24 protein-coding genes are annotated in these 25,690 nt (G+C 68.6%); 11 read left to right on the top strand and 13 right to left on the bottom strand.

All coding sequences use genetic code 11. From position 1 onward, the window contains the following. Positions 1 to 4 precede the first annotated feature (4 nt). Together G1H10_RS24415 and G1H10_RS24410 are read right to left on the bottom strand one after the other, a co-directional pair. The gene (locus G1H10_RS24415; RefSeq protein WP_163742894.1) at positions 5 to 523 is read right to left on the bottom strand and encodes a MaoC/PaaZ C-terminal domain-containing protein; all 519 of its coding nucleotides are present in this window, start codon (positions 521 to 523) and stop codon (positions 5 to 7) included. Beyond that, positions 520 to 1,791, bottom strand: a complete 1,272-nt coding sequence (locus tag G1H10_RS24410; RefSeq protein ID WP_216853617.1) for a Glu/Leu/Phe/Val family dehydrogenase — start codon at positions 1,789 to 1,791, stop codon at positions 520 to 522. The genes G1H10_RS24415 and G1H10_RS24410 overlap by 4 nt, the downstream gene beginning before the upstream one ends. A gap of 240 nt (positions 1,792 to 2,031) precedes the next feature. On the opposite strand from G1H10_RS24410, the gene G1H10_RS24405 reads away from it, so the two are divergent. Continuing rightward, a complete protein-coding gene (locus tag G1H10_RS24405) occupies positions 2,032 to 3,951 on the top strand; it encodes an acyl-CoA dehydrogenase family protein (protein ID WP_163742892.1) in 1,920 nt (639 codons plus the stop codon). Between the two features lie 189 nt (positions 3,952 to 4,140). Here the strand turns inward: G1H10_RS24405 and G1H10_RS24400 are convergent, their stop codons facing one another. The 8 genes from G1H10_RS24400 to prfB all read right to left on the bottom strand — a co-directional run bounded on the left by G1H10_RS24400 (position 4,141) and on the right by prfB (position 12,214). Next, positions 4,141 to 4,704: a DJ-1/PfpI family protein gene (locus G1H10_RS24400; protein ID WP_163742890.1), complete on the bottom strand. Its 564-nt coding sequence runs from the start codon at positions 4,702 to 4,704 to the stop codon at positions 4,141 to 4,143. A 134-nt stretch (positions 4,705 to 4,838) separates the two neighbouring features. After that, complete coding sequence (locus G1H10_RS24395; protein WP_163742889.1) at positions 4,839 to 5,627, bottom strand: IclR family transcriptional regulator; 789 nt, start codon at positions 5,625 to 5,627, stop codon at positions 4,839 to 4,841. Between the two features lie 56 nt (positions 5,628 to 5,683). Further along, positions 5,684 to 6,154, bottom strand: a complete 471-nt coding sequence (gene smpB / locus G1H10_RS24390) for an SsrA-binding protein SmpB (RefSeq protein ID WP_163742887.1) — start codon at positions 6,152 to 6,154, stop codon at positions 5,684 to 5,686. 61 nt (positions 6,155 to 6,215) lie between these two features. Continuing rightward, positions 6,216 to 7,709, bottom strand: coding sequence for a M23 family metallopeptidase (locus G1H10_RS34745; protein ID WP_163742885.1), 1,494 nt, complete (start codon positions 7,707 to 7,709; stop codon positions 6,216 to 6,218). A gap of 342 nt (positions 7,710 to 8,051) precedes the next feature. Beyond that, positions 8,052 to 8,954 carry a permease-like cell division protein FtsX gene (gene ftsX, locus G1H10_RS24380; protein WP_163742883.1) on the bottom strand — a complete coding sequence of 301 codons (903 nt, stop codon included), beginning with the start codon at positions 8,952 to 8,954 and terminating at the stop codon, positions 8,052 to 8,054. A gap of 111 nt (positions 8,955 to 9,065) precedes the next feature. Then, positions 9,066 to 9,755 (bottom strand): cell division ATP-binding protein FtsE, encoded by a 690-nt coding sequence (gene ftsE, locus G1H10_RS24375; protein ID WP_163742882.1) that lies wholly within the window; start codon positions 9,753 to 9,755, stop codon positions 9,066 to 9,068. 269 nt (positions 9,756 to 10,024) lie between these two features. Continuing rightward, positions 10,025 to 10,882, bottom strand: a complete 858-nt coding sequence (locus G1H10_RS24370; protein WP_163742880.1) for an LPXTG cell wall anchor domain-containing protein — start codon at positions 10,880 to 10,882, stop codon at positions 10,025 to 10,027. A gap of 216 nt (positions 10,883 to 11,098) precedes the next feature. Beyond that, positions 11,099 to 12,214, bottom strand: a complete 1,116-nt coding sequence (gene prfB / locus G1H10_RS24365; protein WP_163742878.1) for a peptide chain release factor 2 — start codon at positions 12,212 to 12,214, stop codon at positions 11,099 to 11,101. Between the two features lie 364 nt (positions 12,215 to 12,578). Between prfB and G1H10_RS24360 the strand changes: the two genes are divergently transcribed. The 8 genes from G1H10_RS24360 to G1H10_RS24325 all read left to right on the top strand — a co-directional run bounded on the left by G1H10_RS24360 (position 12,579) and on the right by G1H10_RS24325 (position 18,172). After that, positions 12,579 to 13,817 carry a TadA family conjugal transfer-associated ATPase gene (locus G1H10_RS24360; RefSeq protein WP_163742877.1) on the top strand — a complete coding sequence of 413 codons (1,239 nt, stop codon included), beginning with the start codon at positions 12,579 to 12,581 and terminating at the stop codon, positions 13,815 to 13,817. Continuing rightward, positions 13,817 to 14,683 carry a type II secretion system F family protein gene (locus G1H10_RS24355; RefSeq protein ID WP_163742875.1) on the top strand — a complete coding sequence of 289 codons (867 nt, stop codon included), beginning with the start codon at positions 13,817 to 13,819 and terminating at the stop codon, positions 14,681 to 14,683. Before G1H10_RS24360 ends, G1H10_RS24355 begins: the two co-directional genes overlap by 1 nt. After that, positions 14,680 to 15,627, top strand: coding sequence for a type II secretion system F family protein (locus G1H10_RS24350; RefSeq protein WP_163742873.1), 948 nt, complete (start codon positions 14,680 to 14,682; stop codon positions 15,625 to 15,627). The genes G1H10_RS24355 and G1H10_RS24350 overlap by 4 nt, the downstream gene beginning before the upstream one ends. An 89-nt stretch (positions 15,628 to 15,716) precedes the next feature. Further along, on the top strand, positions 15,717 to 15,950 hold the full coding sequence (locus tag G1H10_RS24345) for a hypothetical protein (RefSeq protein ID WP_163742817.1): 234 nt from the start codon (positions 15,717 to 15,719) through the stop codon (positions 15,948 to 15,950). A gap of 49 nt (positions 15,951 to 15,999) precedes the next feature. Then, entirely contained in the window at positions 16,000 to 16,350 is a 351-nt protein-coding gene (locus tag G1H10_RS24340; protein WP_216853616.1) for a TadE/TadG family type IV pilus assembly protein, read from the top strand. After that, a complete protein-coding gene (locus G1H10_RS24335) occupies positions 16,347 to 16,859 on the top strand; it encodes a hypothetical protein (RefSeq protein ID WP_216853615.1) in 513 nt (170 codons plus the stop codon). The genes G1H10_RS24340 and G1H10_RS24335 overlap by 4 nt, the downstream gene beginning before the upstream one ends. Continuing rightward, on the top strand, positions 16,856 to 17,401 hold the full coding sequence (locus G1H10_RS24330) for a pilus assembly protein TadG-related protein (RefSeq protein ID WP_163742869.1): 546 nt from the start codon (positions 16,856 to 16,858) through the stop codon (positions 17,399 to 17,401). Before G1H10_RS24335 ends, G1H10_RS24330 begins: the two co-directional genes overlap by 4 nt. 225 nt (positions 17,402 to 17,626) lie before the next feature. Then, positions 17,627 to 18,172 (top strand): NUDIX hydrolase family protein, encoded by a 546-nt coding sequence (locus G1H10_RS24325; protein ID WP_163742867.1) that lies wholly within the window; start codon positions 17,627 to 17,629, stop codon positions 18,170 to 18,172. A gap of 13 nt (positions 18,173 to 18,185) precedes the next feature. Here G1H10_RS24325 and G1H10_RS24320 read toward each other — a convergent pair whose 3' ends face one another. Further along, on the bottom strand, positions 18,186 to 18,872 hold the full coding sequence (locus G1H10_RS24320; protein WP_163742865.1) for a UDP-N-acetylglucosamine 2-epimerase: 687 nt from the start codon (positions 18,870 to 18,872) through the stop codon (positions 18,186 to 18,188). A gap of 1,097 nt (positions 18,873 to 19,969) precedes the next feature. Here G1H10_RS24320 and G1H10_RS24315 point away from each other — a divergent pair. Beyond that, a complete protein-coding gene (locus G1H10_RS24315) occupies positions 19,970 to 21,031 on the top strand; it encodes a glycosyltransferase family 2 protein (protein WP_216853614.1) in 1,062 nt (353 codons plus the stop codon). 93 nt (positions 21,032 to 21,124) lie between these two features. Next, positions 21,125 to 21,298 (top strand): hypothetical protein, encoded by a 174-nt coding sequence (locus G1H10_RS24310; protein ID WP_163742861.1) that lies wholly within the window; start codon positions 21,125 to 21,127, stop codon positions 21,296 to 21,298. 79 nt (positions 21,299 to 21,377) lie between these two features. Here G1H10_RS24310 and wecB read toward each other — a convergent pair whose 3' ends face one another. Both wecB and G1H10_RS24300 read right to left on the bottom strand, forming a co-directional pair. After that, positions 21,378 to 22,646 carry a non-hydrolyzing UDP-N-acetylglucosamine 2-epimerase gene (gene wecB / locus G1H10_RS24305; protein ID WP_163742860.1) on the bottom strand — a complete coding sequence of 423 codons (1,269 nt, stop codon included), beginning with the start codon at positions 22,644 to 22,646 and terminating at the stop codon, positions 21,378 to 21,380. Between the two features lie 194 nt (positions 22,647 to 22,840). Then, on the bottom strand, positions 22,841 to 25,660 hold the full coding sequence (locus G1H10_RS24300; RefSeq protein WP_163742858.1) for a LuxR C-terminal-related transcriptional regulator: 2,820 nt from the start codon (positions 25,658 to 25,660) through the stop codon (positions 22,841 to 22,843). Positions 25,661 to 25,690 lie beyond the last annotated feature (30 nt).

Here is a 25,690-nt window from a genome sequence, read left to right as displayed (position 1 = left end):
GCAGCTATAGGCACCCGGCCGGCCGCCGCACCACGGCACGCGTTCGGGCCAGCACCCTCGTGTCATCCACGCGGGCATCGATCTCCACCTCGATCAGGCCATCGTCCCGGACGGCGGCAACCGTGGCGATCATCCGCAAGGCGATGCCGTCGTCGTCATCGGGGACGACCACCGGGTGCGAAAAGCGGACTCCATACTCCACGATGCCGACCGGGTCGCCGAGCCAGTCGGTCAACAGCCGCCCGCCCAGGGCCATGGTCAGCATCCCGTGTCCGATCACACCCGGGAGGCCGACGGACTCCGCTACACGCTGACTCCAGTGGATCGGGTTGACGTCACCGGACGCTCCCGCATACCGCAGAAGGCTCTCCCGGGTCAGCCGAAACTCCCGCTTCGCCACCACGGCGCCGACCGCGATTCCGGCCTTCGCGCCCCGTCGTCGCGACGCTTCCCTCCCGAGCGCAGCCACATCGCCGCCAGCCGCCCCGCTGTGCCTGCGGTCGGCGAAAGCTGTCCCGTTCATACGTAGCCACGCAGCCGCACCGCCCGCGCGACCCGCTCGAGGGCGATCGAGTATGCGGCGAGCCGGTAGGTGCAGGCGTGCTCCTCCGCATATGCGGCCACCTCGTTGACGGCTCGGTCGAGACGGTCCCGCAGCTCCGCGTTGAACCGGTCCTCCTTCCACTGGAACTGCTGGATGTTCTGGGTCCACTCGAAGTAGGAGCCGGTCACGCCGCCCCCGTTGGCGAGAATGTCCGGAAGCACCCGGATGCCACGGTCGGCGAGCACGTCGTCGGCCGCCGGCGTCACCGGGTGGTTGGCCCCTTCCACGACGACCGACGCCCGGATGTCCGCTGCGTTACCGGCGGTGATACATCCGCCCAGAGCAGCCGGAACGAGGATGTCGCAGTCAAGAGTCAGCAGCTCCTCGTTGGACACCTTGGTGTACCCGACGTCGGCGTCCGCCACCGAACCACCGGCGGCGACGGCCTCCACCACACGCTCGACGTCGAGTCCGTTGTCGTTGAAGATGCCGCCGCCGACGTCGCTGACCGCGATAATGCGCGCACCCAGCGTGACGAGCTCCCGGGCAGCCCAGGACCCGACGTTGCCGAACCCCTGGATGACGACCCGGCGCCCGGCCAGATCCCAGCTCCAGCGACGTGCCGCCGCCTCGAGGACGTAGACCAGGCCGCGCCCGGTGGCGGCCTCGCGCCCGGGCGCTCCGCCGAGGTCCACCGGTTTGCCCGTCACCGCCGCGGGGCTGTACCCGTGCCGGCCGCTGTAGGCGTCCATGAACCACGCCATCACCTGGGCGTTGGTGTTGACGTCGGGCGCCGGGATGTCCCGGTAGACGCCGAGCACGTGGCTGAGCGACAGGGCGAACTTCCGGGTCAGGGTCTGCAACTCGCCCTCCGACAGCTGCCGCGGGTCGACCTGTAACCCTCCTTTGGCGCCGCCGAACGGCAGGTCGAGCAGGGCCGTCTTCCACGTCATCAGCGACGCCAGAGCACGCACCTCGTCGAGGTCGGCCTCCGGGTGGTACCTCAGGCCGCCCTTGTACGGTCCGCGCGCACCGTTGTGCTGGACCCGATACCCGTGGGCGACGAGCAGGCTCCCGTCGTCGCGGCGCAATGGAACCTGGACACTGACCTCGCGGTAACTGCTGCCGAGCACGTCGGCGACGTCCTCCTCGAGCGCGACGGCACGCGCAGCGGCATCGACATACAGTCGCACGGCAGCGTCCGGGCTAAGCTCGTCGTTCGACGGGGCGGCGGTTTCGGTCGGCACGAATGACCTCCAGATGACTCCGACACTGGACACGCGAACCTCCAACTGCTAGTCGGACCTGCCATTTCCGCAGGAGTGCGTGTAAAACGAATATCCGTTCTTCTTAGAAGATAGCAGCCACTCCTCGACGCCCGCAACGCACCCACCGCGTACCGAGCCGACGGCCGGGTTTCCGCCAGGGCTACCAGCGAGTAACAATGGAGGGATCAGCCAGCCGCCCACAACGATGAGGAGGCGGACATGACGACACAGGGCGCGCGAGACGTTGACGAGCGCGAGGCCCGCAAGGTCGCCGAAGAGGCACGCGAGACCGAATGGCGGTTGCCTTCCTTCGCCAAGGAGCTCTATCTCGGCCGGTTCCGGCTGGATCTGATCCACCCACCGCCGACGCCCGATGCCGAGGCCGAATCCCGCGCCCAGGCCTTCCTGGAGCAACTCCGTACGGTCTGCACCACCGAACTGGACGGCACGGTCATCGAGCGCGAGGCCCGGATCCCGGATGAGAACGTCAAGGCGCTCGCCCGGATTGGGGCGTTCGGCATGAAGATCCCGGAGCGCTACGGCGGTCTCGGCCTGAACCATACGGCCTACAACCGGGCGCTCATGCTGGCCACCAGCGTCAACCCGTCCATCGGCGCGCTGCTCTCCGCGCACCAGTCCATCGGCGTGCCCGAACCGGTCAAATTGTTCGGGACCGAGGAGCAGAAGCAGGCGTACCTGCCGCGTTGCGCCCGCGGCGCTATCAGCGCGTTCCTGCTCACCGAGCCCGACGTCGGCTCCGACCCCGCGCGGCTGAGCACCAGCGCGACTCCGGTCGACGACGGTGCCGCCTACGAGCTCAACGGCGTGAAGCTGTGGACCACCAACGGGGTCGTGGCGGAGTTGCTCGTCGTGATGGCGCGTGTCGGAGAACACGACGGCTCTCCAGGCGGCGTCACCGCGTTCGTCGTCGAGGCCGACTCCCCGGGTATCACGGTGGAGAACCGCAACGCCTTCATGGGGCTACGCGGCATTGAGAACGGCGTCACCCGATTCGACAAGGTGCGAGTGCCCGCCGAAAACCGGCTCGGGCGTGAGGGCGAGGGCCTGAAGATCGCCCTCACCACACTCAACACAGGCCGGCTCTCCATCCCGGCCACCAGCACCGCGGGCACCAAGTGGTGCCTGAAAGTCGCGCGTGAGTGGGCGGGTCAACGCGTCCAGTGGGGCAAACCGATCGGCCGGCACGCCGCCGTCGCACACAAGATCGCCTACATGGCGGCCACCGTGTTCGCCCAAGAGTCCGTGCTGGAGCTGTCGTCCCGAATGGCCGACGAGGGGCGTCGCGACATCCGCATCGAGGCGGCACTCGCCAAGCTGTGGTGCAGCGAGACGGGGTGGCGGATCGCCGACGAGCTGGTCCAGATCCGCGGCGGCCGCGGCTACGAGACCGCGGACTCGCTGCGGGCCCGCGGCGAACGTGCCGTCCCGGCCGAGCAGGCCCTACGCGACCAGCGCATCAACCGGATCTTCGAGGGTTCGACGGAGATCATGCACCTGCTGATCGCCCGGGAGGCGGTCGATGCGCATCTGCAGGCCGCCGGGGACGTCATCGATCCGGACGTCGCGCTCGCCGGCAAGGCCAAGGCCGCGGCGCGCGCCACCGGCTTCTACGCGAAGTGGCTGCCACAACTGGTGGCCGGCCCGGGGCAGCGGCCACGGGCATTCGCCGAGTTCGGCCGGCTCGCCCCGCATCTGCGCTACGTGGAGCGTGCCTCCCGGCGGCTGGCGCGGCAGACCTTCTACGGCATGGCTCGCTGGCAGGGGAAGCTGGAGAAGAAGCAGGGGTTCCTGTCCCGCGTCGTCGACATCGGCGCCGAGCTCTTCGCCATCGCCGCCGCCTGCACCCGCGCCCATGCCCGAGGCGACGAGTCGGTCGCACTGGCCGACGTTTTCGCCCGGCAGTCCCGGCTGCGGGTGGAGCGGCTCTTCGACGCGCTCTGGAGCAACACGGACTCCGCCGACGAAGCACTCACCCGCGCCGTCCTCGAGGGCCGTTACATCTGGGCCGAGGACGGGATCGTGGACGTCAGCGAAGGTACCGGCCCTTGGATCGCGGAGCCACGTCCGGACGCGTCGAAGGAGAACGTCGCCCGCCGCATGCTCCCCTCCACCCGCTGACACGGTCGGCGCTGCCGCCGCTGCCCCGGCTGCGGCGGCTGCGGCGGCTGCGGCGGCAATGCCGATCGCAGCATCCTGCAGAGTGTGGCTTCGCGCGCATACTCTGCAGGACGTCGTGATGCTGAGGGACGCTGTGCTGAGGGACGCTGTCGGAGCGATGCGACGCCGTGGAGCCGGTGCGAGTAGAGCTCAGGTGACCGGGGCGGCCTTGCGCAGCTGCTCGATGAACGCGCGGAACCACTGCGGGTGATCCGGCCACGCCCGGCCCGTCACCAGGTTCGCGTCGACGACGTCGGGCCCGTCGACGAAGGTCCCGCCGGCCGTCGACACGTCGACCGCCAGCGCCGGATACGCCGAGGACGTGCGACCCTGCAACACCCCGGCACCACCGAGAATGAGCGGACCGTGGCACAGCGCCGCCACCGGAGCGTCGGCGGCGAAGAAATGCTGGACGATCCGCTGCACGTGCTCATCGTTACGGATGTATTCAGGCGCGCGCCCGCCCGGAATCACCAGCGCAACATAGTCTGCGGGATCGACGTCGGCGAACGCGATGTCGGCCGGCCAGGAGTGCCCGGGCTTCTCGGTGTAGGTGTCGAACCCGTCGACAAAGTCATGCACCACGAACTGCAGCTTCTTCACCGTGGGTGCGGCGATGTCTACCTCGTACCCCTCCTCCAGCAGCCGCTGGTAGGGGTAGAAGACCTCCAGGTCCTCGGCGGCGTCTCCGGTGATGATCAGAACCTTGGGCATCGCGGACCTCCACTGGTCGAACGGCGAGAGAGCGTACGGGAGCGCCCGGCGGACGTGGGGCGTCAGAGTCGCCGGGCGCTTCCCCCGGCACCCAAGGTGCGGCACGGCGGACCGGCAGGCAAGGTTCGTTATCGCTATCTGAATGTCGCGGACAATTGCCCGGCGCCTAGCCGGACGGCCGCTTCCATCGCCCGCCGACGCGGGCCGAGATCCGCGCTGGGCACGGAGACCGAGACGGCGCCGCGAACCCGCCCGATCGGGTCGCAGACCGGCACTGCCATGCAGGCCAGCCGGGGCATGAACTCGTCGATCTCGACGGCGAGACGGTGCCGGCGAACCCCGTCCAGCTCCCGGTCGAGTTCGGCCACGCTGGTCGCGGAACGACGCGTCACCGCGGGCAGCCCCAGCTCCTCGATGAGCGCGTGCCGGACATCCGCCTCCATCGCGGCCAGCATGATCTTGCCGAACGCCGTCACATGCGGAACCTCGTGCAGACCGACGTCCAGCTGTGCCACTCGCGGGCGCTCCGGCGAGTCGGCCACGTCGGCGATCGCGACCTCACGGTCCCGGAAGAGCGCGAGATACACCGGAGCGTCCGCTGCGCGGTGAATGTCCCGCAGCACCCGCCTGGTGGCGGGCGTGACCCGGAGCTGCCGCCGCAGCCCCGCTTCAAGGTCGTACACCTTGTAGCCCAGGACGTACCGGCGCTCGTCGGCGAGATGCACGACATAGCCGGCATGGACCAGCGTGGAGAGCAAGTGGTACGTGGTGGCCAGCGCGATGTTCAGCCGCTCGGCCACCTGGCGCGCGGTCACGCCCTCCTCGACCTCGCCGACGGCTTCCAGCACCCGCAAGGCGCGGTCCGCCGACTGGATCAGACCCGATGGACGCCCGCCGGACTCCACGCTCGCGCTACGCTGCACAGCACTACTGTGCACGCTCGGAGACCGACGGACAAGCGGTCTGTGCGCAGCCGTCGTCACCGTCTCCTGGCGCGGGCGATAGCCCGGTCAGCCTCTCGCTTGGCTTCCTTCTCCGCCAGTGCGTGCCGCTTGTCATGCTGCTTCTTGCCTCGGGCGAGGGCGATCTCCACTTTGGCGTAGCCGTCCTTGAAGTACAGCGACAACGGCACCAGCGTGAATCCGCGCTCACGGGTCTTCCCGATCAGGCGGCTGATCTCGTCCTTGTTCAGCAGCAGCTTGCGGGAGCGCCGCGGCTCATGGTTGGTCCACGTCCCCTGGTCGTACTCCGGGATGTGCACGTTGCGCAGCCAGACCTCGCCGTCTCGGACCTCGGCGTAGCCGTCACCGAGGTTGGCCTTGCCGGCACGCAACGATTTCACCTCCGTGCCGGTCAGCACCAGACCGGCCTCGTAGGTTGCGTCGATGTGGTAGTCATGCCGCGCTTTGCGGTTCTGCGCCACCAGGGTGCGCCCTCGTTCACGTGCCATGTCTACAGGATCTCATCCGACGCAGGCCGAGCACGAACCATTTCGGCCGGGGCGAACACGGCTACAGATAGCTCATCGGATCCTGCAAGGCACCGTTCACGTAGAGCATGAAGTGCAGGTGGCACCCGGTCGAGTATCCGGTGGTACCCGCATAACCGATGATCTCCCCCTGCGAGACGCTGGACCCGCTGCCCACGGCGAACGACGAGAGGTGGCTGTACGTGGTGATCATGCCACCGTGGTCGACCGCGACCTGGTTGCCGTAACCGCCGCGGTAGTAAGCCCACTCGACCGTACCGGAGGCCGCCGCGCGGATGGGTGTACCGCAGGCCGCACGGAAATCCGTGCCGTCGTGCAGCTTGTACACGCCCGTCACTGGGTGCGTCCGCATACCGTATGGCGAGGTCACGTACGGGCTCGCCACCGGGTAGCGCAGGCCGGACGAGGAGCCACCGTCGTCGTCGCCACCACCCGAGTCATCGTCGCGATCAGAGTCGCCACCGCCGCCGTCGTCGCCTCCCCCGTCGTCGGACGGTGGGTCGTTGTCGTTGTCCTCGCGCTGCCGCTCCCGTTCCCGTTCCCGCTCACGCTCCCGTTCGCGCTCGCGTCGTTCCTCGCGTTCACGCTCGAGACGGTCGATATCCGCCTGGATGCTCTCGCGCTCGCCCTCCAGCCGCTCGTACTGCCGGGCGTTCTCTTCCGTCGCTGCCTCGGCGGCCGCCACCGCGTCGTCTCGTGCGGCAACCAGAGCCTCGACGTCGGCCTTGGCAGCAGCCGCGCTGTCCGCCGCGTCCTTGGCCGCTTGCTGGGCATCTCGCGCCTGGGCCTCGAGGCGTTCGGTCTCCTCTAGCCGCTCGGCCGCCTGCTCCCGCAAGACCTGCGCCTCGGCTTCCAGCTCTTCCAGAACGACCCGTTCGTTCGCCAGCTCGGCGCGGTTGTCCTGGAGGAGGGTGAGAATGCTCGTCTCGGAGCCCATCACCGAGCGAGTAGCCTCCATGTTGCTGATCAGCTCGTGCGGGTCGCTCGCCTGCAGCGCCGCGGAGAGTGTGGCGAGTTCCATCCCGGTACCACGCTGGTACGCCCGGGACGCCATCTGGCTGATCTCCGCACGCTGGCTGTCGATCTTGCCGTTCACCTCGTCGATGCGAGCGTGCTGGTCCTCGACCTCCTGCTCGGCCTCGGCGAGCTTCTGCGCCGCCTTCTCATCTTCTGCGCGTGCAGTGGCCAGCTCGTCCTGAGCGACCTCGAGCTGCTGATTGGCAGTGTCAAGCGCGGATTCGGCGGCAGCCAGCTCCTGCTCCGCCGCCGGAAGCTGAGCGACGGCTTCCTCGTACGCTTGGGTCGCGTCATTCAGTTCCTTGGTGGAGTGCGCGAGCTCCTCCTCCACCTCGGCGAGTTCGCGTTCGTTCTCGTCCAGCTGTTCCTCGTTGTCCTGGATCTTGTCCTCAAGATCACTGGCCCAGGCCGGACTCAGAACCGTCACCGTCACGGCGAGGGCCGCCAATGCGGCAGCTGCTCTTCGGTACCACGAGGCCCCGTTAGTCACATCGCTCACACTTGACTCCTCCGCACCAATCATTCACGACCGTAACACCAATCACAGCCGTGCGGAAGAGAGGGGCTCAAAAGGACACCGTCTCATGATGATGTAAGAGACGTACATTGCACCGATCTGCACGCACAAGCGCCCACAAGTTATGCATCCCCCCGACTGACACATGAGGACACAATGGGGCATTCTCCACAAACACGCAACCACCCACCCACCCATTGAGCGGCCCCTAAATGATCATGTGAAGTAGGTTTTCTCGCGCCGTACCATGCCTGCAGACATGGGGGTGCACGAAGAAACCTACTTCACATGATCATTTAGGGCGTGCGTGAGAGAGTGGGTCGGTCAGACGCGGAGATAGCGGCGCAGGGTGACGAAGGATGCGAGCGCCGAGATGAACACACCGGTAATCAACAGCCACGGGACTATAGCCCATACGTCGCTGCGTTCGACCCACGACGTGAAGGTGAAGTTCGGCGCCAGGAGACGGCTGACCGCCACCTCTTGCACGGAGAACACCGCCGCGGCACCGAGGACCGACCCGACCAGACCCGCGATCGCCGCTTCCAGAATGAACGGCAACTGGATATAGAAGTTCGACGCGCCCACAAGCCGCATGATGCCCGTTTCCCGACGCCGGTTGAACGCGGCCAACCGGATCGTGTTCGCGATCAACAAGGTCGCGGCGACCACCTGAATCCCCGCGACGACCACGGCACCATTCCGGAACCAGTCCAGCACCCGGAACAGCGGGCCCAGGACCTCACGCTGATCGTTGACGTTCTGCACCCCGGGGAGCCCGGCCACCGCGGACACCACACCCTCGTACTCGTCCGGGTTGACCAGCGCCACCCGGAACGATTCCTGCAGCTGATCCGGGGTGATGACGTCGACGACGGGATCGTCCATATCCTCGGCGAAGCGCTGGTACGCCTCCTCCTGGGTCTCGTGGAAGACCTCCTCCACCTCAGGATGGTTCTCCAGCTCGTTGAGGATGTTCTCCCGCTGGCTGTCCGTGACCTCGCCCTCGCCGCAGTTGCCTTCCGTGGTGTAGGCGTTGCACATGAACACCGAGATCTCGACCTTGTCGTACCAGTAGCCCTTCATGGTCTCGGACTGGGCTCGGATCAGCAGCCCGGTGCCGAACAGGGCGATCGAGATCGAGACGGTGATGATGACCGCCATCGTCATCGTCAGGTTCCGCCGGAGGCCGGTGACGATCTCAGACAAGACGTACTGGACGCGCATTGCTCTCTCTAAGGGTGGGGGGTGGGCAGGACCAGGTCATGGCGCAGGCCGGCGTCGGGACGGCAGCCGTACGGGCTTGTCCGCACCGGACCGGCGTGCACAACCATGCCGCTAACGGGTGTACCCGTAGACGCCGCGCGACTGGTCACGGACCAGGCGTCCGTGCTCAAGCTGGATCACGCGCTTGCGCATCTGGTCGACGATCGACTGGTCGTGCGTGGCCATGACGACCGTCGTACCCGTGCGGTTGATGCGGTCGAGCAGCTTCATGATGCCAACGCTCGTCGCCGGGTCCAGGTTCCCGGTCGGCTCGTCTGCCAGCAGAATCAGCGGCCGGTTGACGAACGCCCGGGCGACGGCGACGCGCTGCTGCTCACCGCCGGAGAGCTGATCCGGCATCCGGTCCTGTTTCCCGTCCAGTCCGACGAGGTCCAGGACGGCCGGCACGTCGCGGGCGATCTGGCGACGCGACTTCCCGATCACCTGAAGCGCGAACGCCACGTTCTCGAACACGGTCTTGTTCGGCAGCAGCCGGAAGTCCTGGAACACGGTTCCGATGCGCCGGCGCAGATGCGGCACCTTCCAGTTGGACAACCGGTGCAGGTCCTTACCAGCGACCCGGATCCGCCCTTCGGACGGCTTCTCCTCTTTCAGGACCAGCCGCAGAAAGGTCGACTTGCCCGAACCAGAAGGTCCGACGAGGAAGACGAACTCCCCCCGCTCGACCTCCATGGTCAGGTTCTCCAATGCAGGGCCTGACTGCGTGGGATAGAGCTTTGTGACGTTGTCGAATCGGATCACGGTGCCTCGCCGACGTGTTCGATGCTTTCCACCTCAAGAACCCGCTGTCCCCAAGGCGCCGCACCCGAGTGTACGTCTTCCGGCTGAGAACGGCACCGTGGCACATATACGACGTGTCGGGCGCCTCTCACCTGGAGAGACGCCCGACACGTCAGGTCATCGCGATCGCATGGTCGTCAGACACGGCTACCACGCGGTCGGCGCAGGACCGTGGCGGTAGACCGACCGCGGCAGTTCGGGGCAACCGCGGTCGGTGGTCTGAATGCGTATCAGAGCGACGAGGGCTCGCGACGACGGGTGGCCGCCAGCGCAGCCGCTCCACCGAGCACCAGGACGGAACCGCCGACGATCAGCCAGGATGCGGCACCCGAGCCGGTGTCCGGCAGGCCGTCACCGTCATCGTCGTCACCGTCGTCGTCCGGCTGCTCCGGCTCGGTCGGCTCCTCAGAGGGCTCCTGAGTCGGCTCGGGCTCGTCCGTGGGCTCAGGAGTCTCAGTCGGCTCTTCGGTCGGCTCCGGAGTCTCGGTCGGCTCCGGAGTCTCGGTCGGCTCCGGCGTGGGCTCCGGAGTCTTCGTCGGCTCCTCAGTCGGCGTCGGAGTCGGAGTCGGCTCCTCGGTCGGCGTCGGAGTCGGAGTCGGCTCCTTCTCCTCGCCACAGACGTACCAGTGGCTGATCTGCGGGTACTTCTCTTCGTCGGTCAACGGCGCCACGTCGCCATCCGCAGAATCCTTGTCCAGCGGCGGCGCCGTCATGTCCGGCACCGGATCGCCGTAGTAGACGCGGTAGGCGTTCCCGCCCTTGACCACCGTGCCGGTTACGGTGACGTCGCTGAGCACCTCGATGTTGAGGTACTGACCCTCGTCACCGGAGATGGTCCCCTTGATGTCGGCGTTCTCGGCGCTCTCGTTCTGAGCTTCGATCAGCAGCTCGCCCTCGAGCCCGGCGTCCTCACACGTCGTCGCGTTTCCCTCGAAGTCCTTGGGATTCTCGTCCTCCAGCGGCACCGGCGAAGCCGACGCGACGGCGCCGGCGGCGATCAACGCACCTCCGGCAAGTAGGCCGGCGATACCGGCCGAAGCGATGGCGCGACCCTTTGCAGGGCGCACTGATTCCACAGTTCTAGGCATGCGAAAGCAACCTGGCCTCTCATGTACTGCAGCGTCTCTACAGGCCCCCCGAAGGCCTGGGCCGCATGTCCACACGACCACGCGGAAGACTACACAATGGCGAACCGCCCGGCTAGACCCGGGTTGTCCCAAATATCTACGGTGCGAACATTTTCTGAGCTGCGCCCGTATGTGCCGAGCCTGCTGTCGCCCGAGCGCTCAGATATGGCGAAACAGCTACGCCGACGCCGTCTCCTGCTGCTTCCGCCACCGGATACCCGCCTCAATGAAGCGGTCGATCTCTCCGTCCAGCACGGCCTGCGGGTTGCCGACCTCCATCTCGGTCCGCAGATCCTTCACCATCTGGTACGGGTGCAGGACATACGAGCGCATCTGGTCGCCCCATGACGCCTTCACGTCACCGGCCAGCTCCTTCTTCTGCGCCTCCTCTTCCTGGCGCTGCAGGATCAGCAGCCGGGACTGCAGCACACGCATCGCCGCGGCCCGGTTCTGGATCTGCGACTTCTCGTTCTGCATGGAGACCACGATCCCGGTGGGAAGGTGCGTGATGCGCACCGCGGAGTCGGTGGTGTTGACGCTCTGCCCGCCCGGTCCGGAGGAGCGGAAGACATCGACCCGGATGTCCGTGTCCGGCACATCGATGTGGTCGGTCTGCTCGATCAGCGGAACCACCTCGACCGCGGCGAACGAGGTCTGCCGCCGGCCCTGGTTGTCGAACGGTGAGATTCGCACCAGCCGGTGCGTGCCCGCCTCGACCGACAGCTTCCCGTACGCGAACGGCTCCTTGATCTCGAAGGTCGCCGACTTCAGGCCGGCCTCCTCGGCGTAAGAAGTGTCCAGCACTTCTGCTCGATAGCCGTTCCGCTCGGCCCAGCGCATGTACATCCGCAGGAGCATCTCGGCGAAGTCGGCCGCGTCGACGCCACCGGCGCCGGAACGGATCGTGACGACGGCCTCGCGCTCGTCGTACTCGCCCGACAGCAACGTCCGGATCTCCAGGTCCGAGATCAGCTCGCGCAGCTCATCGATCTCCTGGTTGACCTCGGCCATGGCGTCCGCGTCGCCTTCATCCCGGCCGAGTTCCAGCATCACGGGCAGGTCATCGACCCGCCGACGCAGCTCGTCCACCTTGCGCAGCTCGGCCTGGGCGTACGACAGCCGACTCGTCACCTTCTGCGCCCGCTCCACGTCGTCCCAGAGGTCCGGAGCAGAAGCCTGGTCTTCCAACTCAGCCACCTGCTCCCGGAGCTTCTCCGGCTCGAGCACCTGCTCCACGCCGTCCAGAGTCTGGGAAAGTTCGGCGATCTCTGCGTCGATGTCACGTTCTGCCACGTCTCCCAAGGGTACGCGCTCCGCAGGCGGCACCGTAACGATCAACCCGGAACCGCCGTGCGTGCGGCCGGCCACGGCGATGTACGCGGCCCGGCGGGTGCCGACATACAGCGTCGGAAGGTTCTTATCGTCATAGCAGCACGAACCTTCCGACGTTTTCGCGACGCACCTCGCCCCAAGCCATATAACACGAATCGTGACAACACGACACAGGAATGGTCTAGTCCTTCTTGAAATCGACCATCAGGGGTTGATCACGTGGCCATTTGACGGCATGATCTTCGGTCTGACGAGCGGTCGGCACGGGGACCGGACGCCGCAGCCTGTCATCAAATCTTCGGCACATGTGTGGGTAGGGCCAGTCATGGATGCTGTCGAGATCATCGTCAGCGATGTGCGCGACCTCGTGCGCCGCACCGGTATCGACCCGGTGGCGGAACGCACCGCGGTCCGCCGCATCGCCGACGACGTGGTCGGCGCGTACCTGGAGCGCAGCCTGTCACGCCCGTTGCCGCCGATCGACGACGCCGAGAAGGTGACCCGGGCCGTCGTCGACATCGTCGCCGGCTACGGGCCGCTCCAGCCGTACCTCGACGACCCCGACGTGGAAGAGATCTGGATCAACGAGCCCGGGCGGGTATTCGTCGCGCGCCGCGGACGCAGTGAGCTGACCACGGTCATCCTCACCGCCGACGAGGTCCGCAACCTCGTCGAGCGCATGCTCAAGAGCAGCGGAAGGCGAGTCGACTTCTCCAGCCCGTTCGTGGACGCCATGCTTCCGGACGGCAGCCGCCTGCACGTGGTCATCCCGGAGGTCACACGGCACTGGTGCGTGAACATCCGCAAGCACGTGCTACCCGCCAGCAGCCTGGATGACCTGGTGAAGCTGGGCACGCTGAGCACGCAGGCCGCCCGCTTCCTGGACGCGGCGGTCGCCGCCGGGCTGAACGTGCTCGTCTCCGGTGGCACCCAGGCCGGAAAGACGACCGTGCTCAACTGCCTGCTCGGCGCCATACCGGCGCAGGAACGGGTCATCACCTGCGAAGAGGTCCTGGAGCTGCGGATACCGTTGCCCGACGTCGTCAGCATGCAGACCCGGCAGTCGAGCCTGGAGGGCACCGGCGAGATCAGCCTACGGATGCTGGTCAAGGAGGCGCTGCGGATGCGCCCGGACCGGCTCGTCGTCGGCGAGGTCCGGCAGGAGGAGTCGTTCGATCTGCTGATGGCGCTGAACAGCGGCAAACCCGGCGCGTGCACCCTGCACGCGAACAGCGCCCGCGAGGCGGTGGTGAAGCTGTCCCTGCTCCCCCTGCTGGCCGGCAAGAACATCGGCAGCGAGTTCATCGTGCCGACCGTCGCCGGATGCGTCGACCTGGTGGTCCATGTGGAACTCGACCGCGACGGCCGGCGCCGCGTACGGGAGATCGTCGCCGTCCCCGGGCGGGTGGAGAACGAGACGATCGGGTTGGAGCCAGTCTTCGTACGACGGGCCGACGAGCTGGTGCGCGCCGACGGATACCCGCCGCACGCCGACCGTTTCGCCAGGGCCGGCTTCGACCTGACCGACCTGCTGGATGCTCGGCCCGGAAGGACGACCGGCTGATGGGTGCGCTACTCGGGCTCACCTTCGGTGTGGGCGTGGTGATGGTGTGGCAGGGCTGGACCGGATCGGGGACCTCCACCGCGAGCCGGAACCCGTCGGGTGGCGTGCTCGCCCGGCTGGACGAGCTGATCGCCGAGGCAGGCCTGGAGGCCGTCTCCGGCCGTCAGGTGCTCCTGTCAGGAGCCGGTCTCGGCCTGGTGACCGGGCTGACGTTCCTGACCGTCTCCCGCACCGTGCCGGTCGCCCTCGCGTTCGCCGTCTTCGGTGCGTACGCACCCGTGGCGCTGGTCCGGTTGCGGGCCCGAGCGCGGCAGCGCGAGCTGCGTGACCTCTGGCCGGATGCGGTGGACAACCTGGCCTCCGCGGTACGCGCCGGACTGTCCCTGCCGGAGGCGCTGACCCAGCTGGGCACCCGTGGCCCGGAACCGCTGCGGCTGACGTTCCAGCGGTTCGGCGAGGACTACCGCGCCACCGGCCGATTCGCGGACTGCCTGGACGCCCTGAAACGACGGCTCGCCGACCCGACCGGAGACCGGATCGTCGAGTCGCTGCGGATCGCCCGCGACGTCGGCGGCTCCGATCTCGGCCGCCTGCTGCGCACGCTCTCCGCGTTCCTGCGGGAGGACGCACGGACCCGATCCGAGCTGGAGGCCCGCCAATCCTGGGTGGTCAACGCGGCTCGGCTGGCCGTGGCCGCGCCGTGGATCCTGCTGGCCCTGCTGTCCATGCGATCGGTGTCGGTGGAGGCGTTCAACGCGCCCGCGGGCTGGCTGGTGCTGGCCGGTGGCGGCGGCCTGTGCGTAGCGGCGTACCGGCTGATGATGCGCGTGGGACGGCTCCCCCGCGAAGAACGGGTACTGCGATGAACCCCGGGTGGGCCTCGGGCGCGCTGCTCGGTGCCGCGGTGGGGTGCGGGCTGCTGCTGGTGTGGTCCCGGCTCCCGCATCGGAACCGCCCCACCTTGCTCGACCGGCTGGCTCCGTACGTCGGGGCACCATCCGATGAGCGCATCGAACGCATCCTGGCCGAGCAGGTGTTCACGCCGTTCCCCACCCTGGAACGGATCGTCCGGCCCTACCTGGCCCGTGGCGCTCACACGCTGGAACGTGTCCTGGGCGGTGGGGCGTCCGTGCGCAAGCGGCTGGACCAGGCCGGCCGCGACCAGAGCCTGCACGAATTCCGCGTTCAGCAGCTGCTGTGGGGCGCCGCCGGCGGCGCGGCCGCGATCGCCCTGAGCCTGGTCATGCTCGCCCGCGGCTACGCGAGTTCGCCCGTGCTGCTGTTGGTCTTCTGCGTCGCGGCGGCGACCGCCGGCGTCGTGCTCTGTGACCACCGGCTCTCCGCGGCGGTGCGAGACCGGGAACGCAGGATGCTCGCCGAGTTCCCCACGGTCGCCGACCTGCTCGCCCTGTCGGTCGCGGCCGGAGAGGGACCGGTCGGCGCGCTGGAGCGGGTCGCGCGATCGAGCCGAGGGGAGCTCACCCGCGAGTTGCACCGCGCGCTCGCCGACGCCCGGACGGGAGCGACCCTGGTCGACGCGCTCGACCGGATCGCCGAACGGACCAGCCTGACGCCGCTCGCCCGCTTCGTCGACGGCATCGCGGTGGCGGTCGAACGCGGCACGCCTCTCGCCGATGTGCTGCGTGCGCAGGCGGCCGACGTCCGCGACCTGCGAAAGCGGGAACTGATGGAGATCGGCAGCCGGAAAGAGATCCTCATGCTCATTCCGATCGTGTTCCTGGTGCTCCCGGTCACCATCGCGTTCGCGCTGTTTCCCGGGCTCATCCAGATCGGCACCGTCGTCCCATGACCCGACGCAGCAACCGCATACCTCTGCCGGTGTATCCAACGGCCGGCGGCTCACCCCCGAGCGCCATCCATCCCAGAGAAAGGAAGATCATGCGACCACGTCCCCCTGCATGCGGCCAGGCAGTCATCTCGCCTGCGCGCGGGTCGAATCGGCATCGCCTACGCGACCGCCTGGCCGGACGGATGCGCGACGAACGCGGCGACGTACCGGGCTGGGTGCTGGTCACCATCATGTCAGCCGGGATCGTGGCGGTGCTGTGGCCGTTCGCCGAGAGCTATCTGCAGCAGATCCTCCAGGCGGCCCTCGACCTTGTCGCGCCGTAGCCCGCGGACGTCCGGCTTGACGCGCCCAGGCCGCGAGCATGGTGCCGCGGTGGCGGAGTTCACGCTGATATCGGCGCTGCTCGCGATCCTGTTCCTGGCGATCCTGCAGATGGCGTTTGTGGTGCACGTCCGCAACACGTTGATCGCCAGCGCGGCCGAAGGAGCCCGGTACGCGGCCAACGCCAACCGGACGCTGGCCGACGGCGCCGCCCGGACCGAGGCACTGATCGCCGAGTCCTTGTCGCCCAGCCTGGCGCGCGACGTCACGTCGCGGATGATCGACCTGGACGGAGCGGCCACGGTTGAGGTCAACGTCGTGACCACGCTCCCGCTGGCCGGACTGCTCGGCGTCGACCGTGGGTTGAGCGTGTCCGGACATGCCGTGGCGGAGATCCCATGACGTCGGGCATCCCGGCGTTCCGTGGGCGTCGCCCACCCGACGGTGCTGCGCGCGGCGAGTGCAGCACGTACATCGGACGACGCAAGCGCCGCATGCGAAGCGAACGCGGTGGAGCGATCGTCGAGTTTCACCTGCTCGGACTGCTGCTGCTCGTCCCCCTGGTGTACGTGCTCATCGCCGTGCTGGATGTGCAGCGCTCGTCGTACGGCGTCACTCAGGCCGTCCGAGAGGCGGGCCGGATGTACGTGATCACCGGAGATGAGTCGGCGGCACGGACAGCAGCGGCCGTCGCCCTCCGCGACCAGGGGGTCGAGCCCGGCTCGGTCACCCTCGCCTTCACCTGTTCCACCCGCCCATGTCTCCAGCCCGGTTCCGAGATCACCGTCACCGCCCGCACAGAGGTGGCGATGCCGTTGGTGCCGGACGTCATCGCCGGCACGGTCAACGCGCACATCCCTATCACGGCCGCGCACACCGCCGTCGTCGATCGATATCGGGAGCTGCCATGAGCCGGCGCCACCCGCACGAGGTCCCGCACCCCGAGCCCGGTAGCACTCACCGTTCGGGCCGCAGGATTCCGCGGGGCGGACGACGGCGGAGACTCGCGCGGACTCGGCGGCGGGAGTCCGGCCAGATCACGATCATGATCGTAGGGTTCGCCGTCATCTTGGGGCTGGCGGTCGCGGTCGTGGCCAATGCGTCCCATCTTTTCCTGCAGCGACGGGCGCTCGCGTCCTGGGCGGACGGCGCGGTCACCGCGGCGGCGCAGCACGCCGCACACGACGTGTTGTACGGTGGCGTCCCGCTCTCCTCACTTCCCGTCTCCGAGGCGGCGGCGCGGGAGGCCGTGGTCGACTACGCCGCACGGCACGGTCTGACCGGGCGGTTCGAGGAGTTCCGCGTGGCGCACGTCGCCGTGGACCCGGATGCCCGCCGGGTGACCGTCGAGCTTCAGGCGTCGGTGTCCCTGCTGGTCGCCGGCGACGTCACCGCCGGCGCCGGTGCCTTCACCGTCACCGCGCGATCCAGCGCCGTCGTCCCGTTCGAATGAACGGTGCGCTGCGCTTGTGCCCTGCACCGACCCATCCGCCCAGCGTCGATACCGCCGTACCGCCGCGCAGGCTCCGGCACGCGGGCATACGCGCATCCTCTCGTCCGTTCGACCCAGGGCGATATCACCGTTGCGTGCCTTTCGTGACCGCCCGTCCCGGCCCGGAAGCCTCTCCTCCGCGTGGCGGCTGCGTCGTGTGGTCGGCGCGTCCGGTAGAAACGAGGCATGAATCAGACTGCGGTGGATTCGCACGAGAACTGGCTCGACCCGGACGAACTGGCCTTCGCCCGGGAGCGCCTGCCGATCCTGTACGTCACCGCCGTGCCGGTCCGCGTGGACGACACCGGCGTGGTGACGTCGCTGGGCCTGCTGCTGCGGTCGACGGCATCCGGAGAGATCCGGCGCGAGCTGGTGGCCGGCCGCGTCTTGTACCACGAACGGATCCGGGATGCGCTGCACAGGCACCTGGAGAAGGATCTCGGATCGCTCGCACTGCCACGCATCCCCGCTTCCCCGCAGCCGTTCACAGTGGCCGAGCATTTTCCGACGCCGGGCGTCACGCCGTTCCATGATCCACGCCAGCACGCCGTCGCACTGGCGTTCATCGTCACCGTCACCGGAGATTGCCAGCCGCGTCAGGACGCGCTCGATCTGGCCTGGCTGACGCCGTCCGAGGCCGCGGCGGACCTGGTTCAGCAGGAGATGCACGGCGGCCATGGTGTGCTGCTCCGACAGGCGTTGGCGCACCTCGGGTTCCCGCCGGCCGGCTGAACCTCCGGGCGGGCTACACCAGGTGAGACTGCTCGAAATCGGGCATGCGCCGGCCGAGCCCCAGCAGCTCCTCGACGGCCGCTCGCACCCGCGCCGCCGCGCGCCCGTCGCCGAACGGGTTCCCCGCCGAAGCCATCCTGGTGTCGACCGTGAGCCTGCCGGTCACCACGATGTCATCCGGGTCGACCCCGTTGTCGATCAGCGATCGGCGCTCAGCCGCGGTCGGTGCCAGGTGGAGCGAGGCCACCTGCGCGATCAGCCGGCCGGTCCGTGCCCCGTCCGGGTAGTCCTCCGGCGGCGAACCGGTGACGCCCGCGTTCACGTGGACGACGGGTAGCCCGCCGCGGAACCCGACCATGGCGACGGCCAGAGACAACGTCGAATCACCGTCGACCAGGACCGACCCGATCCCGCGAGCGGTCAGGTAGGCGGCACTGCGCTCCAGCGACGCGGTGAGACCAGCCCGGGCGCGCATCACCACGTCGGAGAGCGAGGTCCCGCAACCGGCCAGGTCCAGATCGAGCTCGGGCGCGACCCGGAACAGCCGCCGCACCTGGTCAAAGGTCTCCGATCCCGCACCCGGCGCACCCACCACCGGACGGATCCGGCGGCATCGCCGCAGTTCCAGCACGACCGGAGCGAGATTCATCGCTTCGGCGCACGACCCGTACGCGATCAGGATCGCGTGCTCGTTTCTCACCGCGTCTCCCCTCGCCGTTCGCGTACGTCGGCGGGACGCTCGGTGCGTTCCGAGGTAGGGATGGAACGCACCGAGCCTCCGTGACGCGGCCGTCTGCTCACCGCTCGGACCCCATGTCCCACGATGCGCGAAGACCCCCGTAGCCGCGCCTCACATATTGCAGAGTCCTCGGCACCGGGCGATCGCACGCCGGCGGGCTGCGACGTACGTCACATTGCCAGGCCTGCATCGCACGCCCCGCCGATCGGTGTCGCACGCTCCGGGCCGACGCCCCTCCGACCGACGTCGCACGCGTTCGGCCGACATCGGATATCCGCCTGGCCTGGCTCCATGCCCCGCGCCCGGCGCGGCGGCACTCCCGCGTGGCGCGTAGGCGCTCACGCACCTGCAGACGCCGCGCACCCCGACTGGCTGGAGTCGAGGCGCGCGGCAGAACGACGCGCGACCTCACCCCTCTGGAGGTCGCACGCCCAGCACGCCGATCAGAATCTCGCCCGGACGGATGGCCCACACCTGCGCCGACCCGAACGCGACCGTCGCCCTGACCCATGAACGGCCCAGTTCAGCACTATGCCGGATCGCACCGGGTTCACCGCGTCGGCAAACCGCGGCGAGGGGAACTTAAGCGGGAAACACGTACGAAACATGTGGAAACTACGTAGTCCGGCACGCCCATGCCCCGCGCCGCCCACGACAACACACACAGTGCGACAACGCTCACTTCTGGACGGCGTACCTTCCGCGATGGTGCGCCCGCGATCACAGCCGCCCCACCCGGATTGATCGGCCCGGATGCTCGGATGCGGAAAACCCGTACAACGTGTGCGGTTTCGACCTACCGCCATCCGGCACGGCTGCGAACAGCACATCCTTACATGGTGCTACCAATTACCACACAGCGTAGTCGCACGCTATCAGACCGTGACACATGTCACCACCGTTCAGCGCGCATCGACCAAGCCAGCCGTGTCTAATGATGTACGTCCATTTTGTTCGTATCTACGACGAAATGGCCCGCAATCAGCGGCCACCGCTGAGCGGAACCACGGGGGAACCACATCGGGGGGATATCGATGAGCGAGCCACGCTCGCCCGTCATGGACGGCACACACGTCACCGTCGTGATGCCGGCCCACAACGAGGCGGACCGGATCGCGGCGGCGCTGGAGTCGCTACACCGGCAGACTCGCCGACCGGATTCGGTCATCGTCGTCGCCGACAACTGCGCGGACGACACCGCCGGCGTCGCCGCCGCACACCGCGCCGAGGTGGTCGAGACGATCGGCAACACGCACAAGAAGGCCGGTGCACTCAACCAGGTTCTCGGAGAGTTGCTACCCCTGCGCGGAGCAGGCGACGCGATCTTGGTGATGGACGCCGACTCGATGCTCGCGCCACGCTTCATCGAGGTCGCTCTGGCCACGCTCAGCGGTGATGCACAGGTGGGCGCGGTCGGCGGTATCTTCCTCGGGGAGCCCGGCGGCGGACTCCTCGGTGAACTGCAACGCAACGAGTATGCCCGCTATCAGAGGCAGATCGCCCGCCGGGCCGACGACGCGCTGGTGCTGACGGGGACGGCCACGCTGCATCGCGTGGCCGTCCTGCGACGGCTACTCGAGCAGCGTGGCCAGGTATACGACACCCACGCGCTGACTGAGGACAACGAGATCACGCTCGCGATCAAGAGCATGGGGCTGCGCTGCGTCTCGCCGCCCGAGTGCATCGTCGTCACCGAGGTCATGCCGACGTGGCGGGACCTGTGGCGACAACGTCTGCGCTGGCAACGCGGCGCCCTGGAGAACCTGAGAAGCTACGGGCTGACCCGGGTCACCAGGCCTTACGCACTACAGCAGGCAGGCATGGCGTTCGGCGTCGTGGCCATGTGGCTCTACCTCGCCTACACCGCACACATCATCGCCATCGGCGCATTCGGCATCCACCCGCTGTGGACACCGCTCGGGCTGATCTTCGTCGCCGAACGCGTCGTCACCGTGTGGCATCGGGGCGCCCGAGGTCGCGTTCTCGCCGCCCCAGTTCTCATCGAGTGGATCTATGACCTGTTCCTGCAGGGAGTCCTGCTCCGGTCGGCCGTCGACGTCGTCCTGCGACGCCCGGCGGCCTGGCACCACGTCCAGACGACGACGTCGGTGGCGCGGTAACCGAGAGCCACTCACCTGCCGCACACACCACGCCGTGCGGCGCAAGGATCGCACGGCACCTACTAGGGGGGAAACATGTATCAAGGCACGGCAATGAACTCGTCGACGGCCGTGACGGGCGCCGGCGGTGTGACCGCACTGGCCGCCACCGGCTCGCCGTCGATCTGGGCGTTCGTAGGACTGGCGGTGGCGCTGTGCACCATCGGCTACCTGCTTCTCGCCGCGAAGAACGTCATCCCGGCACGCCGCCGGGCGACGACGCGGTAGCAGTCGGCCGCGGCCGGCACATCGCAAGCACGGCGTCAGGTCTACTGGGGGGTTGTAGACCTGGCGCCGGCTCCGCCGGCTACGACGCCTTCGCCTCCTCCAGCAGCGGCACCGGCGCGGCGAACTCCGGGATCCGCTGCCCGACTCCCAGCAGTTCCTCGATGGCCGAGCGCATCCGCGCGGCCGCCTGCCCGTCGCCGAACGGGCTGACCAGCACGCCGTGCGGCGCCCGGTGGCCGGTCCGGTATTCCGGCACAGACGCATCGGCGGAGGCGGCGACGGGTGCCGTGGATGTCCGCGACGTGGCAGCAGCGCGTCCGATCCGATCGAGGAGTGCCTCCACGGCGTGCACGATCGCGCCGGATTGGGTACCCACCAGCCTCGCCGCACCTGTCTCCACCGCCTCCGGCCGCTCCGTCGTGTCTCTCGCGACCAGCACCGGCACCCCGAAGGCGGGGGCCTCCTCCTGTATCGAGCCCGAGTCGGTCAGCACGAGCGTCGAACGGCTGAGAACCCAGGCGAAGGGACCATATGGCAGCGGTGGGATCACCCGAACGTTCTCGATCTCCTTCAACGGCGGCAGCAGCCGCTTTCGCACGGCTGCCGCAGCGTCCACCGGCACGACCATCAGCAACTCGGGCCGGGCCCGGGCGACGGCGGCGACGGCCCGTCCGATTGCCGCCAACCCGGAATCGCCGCCCGCCCGGCGGTCCACGGTCACCAACACCACCTGCCGTCGCTCCGCTATCGCCGCATCGACGACGCGGTCGCCGGTGGGCATCCGCATCGACGCTGCGCGGGAGAGAGCATCGATCACCGTGCTCCCGGTGACGCTCACGTCGGCCGGGTACACGCCCTCCTCAAGCAGGTTCGCCCGGTTCATCCAGGTCGGAGCGAGGTGCAACGATGCGATCTGACCGATCAACCGGCGGTTGACCTCCTCAGGGAACGGAGCGTAGAAACAGCCGGTGCGCAGCCCGGCCTCCACATGCACGACCGGACGCTTGGCGTGAAAACCCGCGAGGGCCGCGGCGAGCGCCGTCGTCGTCCCTCCCGCGATCACCACGGCATCCACATCCTGGGCATCGAGCAGGCTGCTGTACGCGCTCAACGCGTGGGTGGTCGTCTCGGTCAGCGTCAGATCACGGTCGGTCAGTCCGAGGTCGACGTCCGGCACTATCCCGAACAGCCCGTTGACCTGGTCCATCGCGTCCCGATCCGGCCCGGACGCGGCCACCACCGGATGTGTCCACGGGCCGTTCCGGAGCTCGCGCACCAGCGGCGCGAGTTTGATCGCGTCCGCGCGCGTGCCGCACCCCACGAGCACCGCCTTCTTGCCCTGGTACATCCGGTTCCCCTCTCCTGCGCCCGAAGCCGATGGCGCCATCCAACGGATCCCCGCATCAGGCTCCGCCGACGCCGTCAACAAGCAAGAGCATGCGCGTCGTCGTGAACGCACGATCAGACAGAGTGACGTGCTTCACATTCGCCGCACGCATGCGCTATCGGCGACCGTCCTCCCGCGCGGTCGGACGGGCTCGGTCAGTCGCCGGGTCGGCGCCGGTCGTCCAGCTCGTCCCTGGCCATGCTGACCAGGCTCGCCAGCTCGGCCCGCGAGCGCACACCCACCTTCCGGTAGATGCGGCTGAGGTGGGCCTCCACGGTACGTACCGACACGTACAGGTCAGTGGCGATCTCCCGGTTGCGCCTGCCCGCGGCCACCAACTCGGAGACACGACGCTCGGCCGGCGTCAGACGATCCTCATACGCGTCCCACGTCACCTCCGACGGAGACGAGTGGTGTCCCGATGCGTACAGCTCCCGATCGGCGAGCTCGGCCAGCGCAGCGGCACCGCATTCCTGGGCCAGTACCCGCGCCCGCCGCAACCACCCCGCGGACTCGGCCCGGTGGCGCATCCGGCGCAGCCGGTCCCCCAGACAGAGCATCGTCCTGGCCACCTCCACCGGCGAGGTGTCCTCGACCCCCGTCTCCAGCGCGACCTTGAACAGCTCGACCGACTCTTCCCCCTCGGCCACCAATGCACGGCACCGGGCCAGGGTGTGCTGAGCCCACACCGTCGGCGTCTTCAGCACTCGCCCCTCGTACTCGGCCAAGGCATCCTCGGCACGGTCCAGATCACCGGCATGCACGCACGCCTCGATGTAGTCAGGCTCGACCGCGAGGATCGACGGATCGCTGTGTTCCAGTGCCACCCGTCGAGCGCGCTCCAGCGTCGCGACGGACTCCTCGTATCGGCCCGCGAGGAGCAACACACTCCCGGCCTCGGCCTGAAGTGCCGCCGTGATCCACCCGTCGCTGTGCCGTCGCGCTCGCTCCGCCGCTTCCCGGTGCCGCTCCCACGCAGCCTCCTCGTCACCGAGCAGGGCATGCGTGCGCACCATGTGCGCGGACAGCACCGCCGACGAGACGCCGCCGGCGCCGAGGCGCCGCCCCTGCGTACCGGCGTCGCGCGCCGCCACTGGGCGCCCGGCGTGGGTCTCCAGCACCGCCAGCGCCGCATACGCCTCGCCCATCAGCAACGGCGAGTCGCGCAGCCGCCGGTCCCGGGTGACGGCGACGAGCAGGCTCCGCGCCGCGTCGAACCGCTCCGCCCGCGTCAGCACCCACGCGCGGCAGATGCGCTGCTCGGCCTCGGAGAAGACGTCCGACGCCACCATGTCGTCGTCGATGAGGTCCAGCGCTCGGCCGAGATCGCCGCTGATCGACGCCAGGCACGCCGACGCGCGCCGGTACATGCGGTGCGTGGCGCCGTCGAAGTATGCGGCGTATCGCTCGGCGACGGCGAGGAACCTATCCGCTTCCGCCTGCTCCAGCCTCCTGGCATAGGCACTGACGGCGAACAGGTTCAACCGAGCCGCTCGGTTCGGATCGTCGTCGGCCAGTTCCTCGGCGTGCCTGGTGATCAGGCCGGCGGCCACATCGCCGTCGAGCAGGCAGCGCGCACGTGCCTCGAGCAGGGCCAGATCGGCCCGCTGCGGCGCGGTGGTGTCCAGCCGGAATCGCTCCTGTGCGATCCCGATCACTTCGCCGAAGCAACCGCTCAGCAGGCACAGCCGCCCGAGGAGCAGCAACCGTTCCACCCGCGCGGAGACCTCATCGGTCAGGCGGACGGCCTCCCGCGCGAAGGACAGCGCCCGGGCCAGTTCCCCGCGGACGACGGCCCGCTCCGCCGCGTGCTGGAGGTCAGCCGCATGCTCCGCGTCGCCGTGGTGCAGGAGCTGGGCCAGATGCCACAACCGCTGGTCGGGATCCCGCTCCCCATAGGCGGCGGCGAGCGCCTGGTGTGCCCTGGAGCGCTCGCTGAACGTCGCCTCTTGCCAGACGACGGACGCCGTCACCGGCCGGCGCAGCGCATAGTGGTCGCCGTCGGCCTCGACCACATGCTCGTCCAGCAGCCATGTGGCGAGCGTCTCCCCGTGCTCGCGCAACGCGCTGAGCACCGGAGCGAGCGTGCGGTCCTCGCTCGCCTCGGCCAGCAGCAGAGCGTGTCGCTGCGCGGGTTCGAGGCCGTCGAGCTCGTGCCGGCGGTGCGCCAGCAGGACCGGCGACCTGGGCAGGTGTCGGTCGAGCGGAACGGATCCGGTGAGCTGGTCATGCGGTATCCGGTGCACGACATCCAGGAGCGCACCCGGGTTGCCGCCCACGCGTTCGACGATCGACTCCGCCGCCCGGGACGACACGTGCGGCCCCACCGCACGATGAATCAGCCGGATCGCATCCGACGGCGACAGGTCGTCCAGAGTGACCGCCGCCAGCCCGTTGAACGGCGCCATGTCCTCGGACCCGTCCGCCGTCACCAGCATGAGCACCGGCACCGACCGCAACCGCCGGGCCACGAAACCCAGCACCTCCTGCGACCACACATCCAGCAGATGTGCGTCGTCCACGGTCAGCAGCATCGGCGTGTCCACTCCGGCGATCAGGCCCTGCACCTGCCGTGCCACGTCGTAGCTCGCGCTCTGGTCGTTCAACCTGGCGAGCAAGGCGTCCACCCGCGGAGCCATCTGCCGCAGGCGCTCCACGTCAAGCGCGCCGATGACGCCGGAGAGCACCAGATGCAGTCCGGAATACGCCCATGCCCGTTCCGACTCCGCGCCCACCACATGCGCGAGCGTGATTCCTGAGTCCTTCGGTGCCGGTCGTGCGCTCGCGAACGCCTGCACGTACCGCACCAGCTCGCTCTTGCCGGTTCCCGCCCGGCCGGAGACCAGAATCGCGCCGCCGACGCCCTCCGCGAGCGCGGCGACGAGGTCACGTAACCGTGTTCGCTCCAGTTCATGGCCGATGATGCCGGCCGTCCATGCGTTCCCGTTCCACTCGCCTGATCGTCCAGTCCGCATTCAAGGCCCCTCTTCACGCGGGTCGCCCCC

Origin of the sequence: Phytoactinopolyspora halotolerans (assembly GCF_010550675.1) — a bacterium.
Taxonomy (GTDB): domain Bacteria; phylum Actinomycetota; class Actinomycetes; order Jiangellales; family Jiangellaceae; genus Phytoactinopolyspora; species Phytoactinopolyspora halotolerans.
Note: the sequence above shows the minus strand (reverse complement) of the source record. Positions and strands in the feature narration are given on the sequence as shown.

Excerpts from the sequence above, each read along its gene's own strand:
- G1H10_RS24415 (WP_163742894.1), bottom strand. The coding sequence starts at position 523 with ATGAACGGGACAGCTTTCGCCGACCGCAGGCACAGCGGGGCGGCTGGC.
- G1H10_RS24405 (WP_163742892.1), top strand. The coding sequence starts at position 2,032 with ATGACGACACAGGGCGCGCGAGACGTTGACGAGCGCGAGGCCCGCAAG.
- G1H10_RS24400 (WP_163742890.1), bottom strand. The coding sequence starts at position 4,704 with ATGCCCAAGGTTCTGATCATCACCGGAGACGCCGCCGAGGACCTGGAG.
- smpB (WP_163742887.1), bottom strand. The coding sequence starts at position 6,154 with ATGGCACGTGAACGAGGGCGCACCCTGGTGGCGCAGAACCGCAAAGCG.
- ftsX (WP_163742883.1), bottom strand. The coding sequence starts at position 8,954 with ATGCGCGTCCAGTACGTCTTGTCTGAGATCGTCACCGGCCTCCGGCGG.
- G1H10_RS24370 (WP_163742880.1), bottom strand. The coding sequence starts at position 10,882 with ATGCCTAGAACTGTGGAATCAGTGCGCCCTGCAAAGGGTCGCGCCATC.
- G1H10_RS24360 (WP_163742877.1), top strand. The coding sequence starts at position 12,579 with ATGGATGCTGTCGAGATCATCGTCAGCGATGTGCGCGACCTCGTGCGC.
- G1H10_RS24355 (WP_163742875.1), top strand. The coding sequence starts at position 13,817 with ATGGGTGCGCTACTCGGGCTCACCTTCGGTGTGGGCGTGGTGATGGTG.
- G1H10_RS24350 (WP_163742873.1), top strand. The coding sequence starts at position 14,680 with ATGAACCCCGGGTGGGCCTCGGGCGCGCTGCTCGGTGCCGCGGTGGGG.
- G1H10_RS24345 (WP_163742817.1), top strand. The coding sequence starts at position 15,717 with ATGCGACCACGTCCCCCTGCATGCGGCCAGGCAGTCATCTCGCCTGCG.
- G1H10_RS24335 (WP_216853615.1), top strand. The coding sequence starts at position 16,347 with ATGACGTCGGGCATCCCGGCGTTCCGTGGGCGTCGCCCACCCGACGGT.
- G1H10_RS24330 (WP_163742869.1), top strand. The coding sequence starts at position 16,856 with ATGAGCCGGCGCCACCCGCACGAGGTCCCGCACCCCGAGCCCGGTAGC.
- G1H10_RS24325 (WP_163742867.1), top strand. The coding sequence starts at position 17,627 with ATGAATCAGACTGCGGTGGATTCGCACGAGAACTGGCTCGACCCGGAC.
- G1H10_RS24315 (WP_216853614.1), top strand. The coding sequence starts at position 19,970 with ATGGACGGCACACACGTCACCGTCGTGATGCCGGCCCACAACGAGGCG.
- G1H10_RS24310 (WP_163742861.1), top strand. The coding sequence starts at position 21,125 with ATGAACTCGTCGACGGCCGTGACGGGCGCCGGCGGTGTGACCGCACTG.
- wecB (WP_163742860.1), bottom strand. The coding sequence starts at position 22,646 with ATGTACCAGGGCAAGAAGGCGGTGCTCGTGGGGTGCGGCACGCGCGCG.
- G1H10_RS24300 (WP_163742858.1), bottom strand. The coding sequence starts at position 25,660 with ATGCGGACTGGACGATCAGGCGAGTGGAACGGGAACGCATGGACGGCC.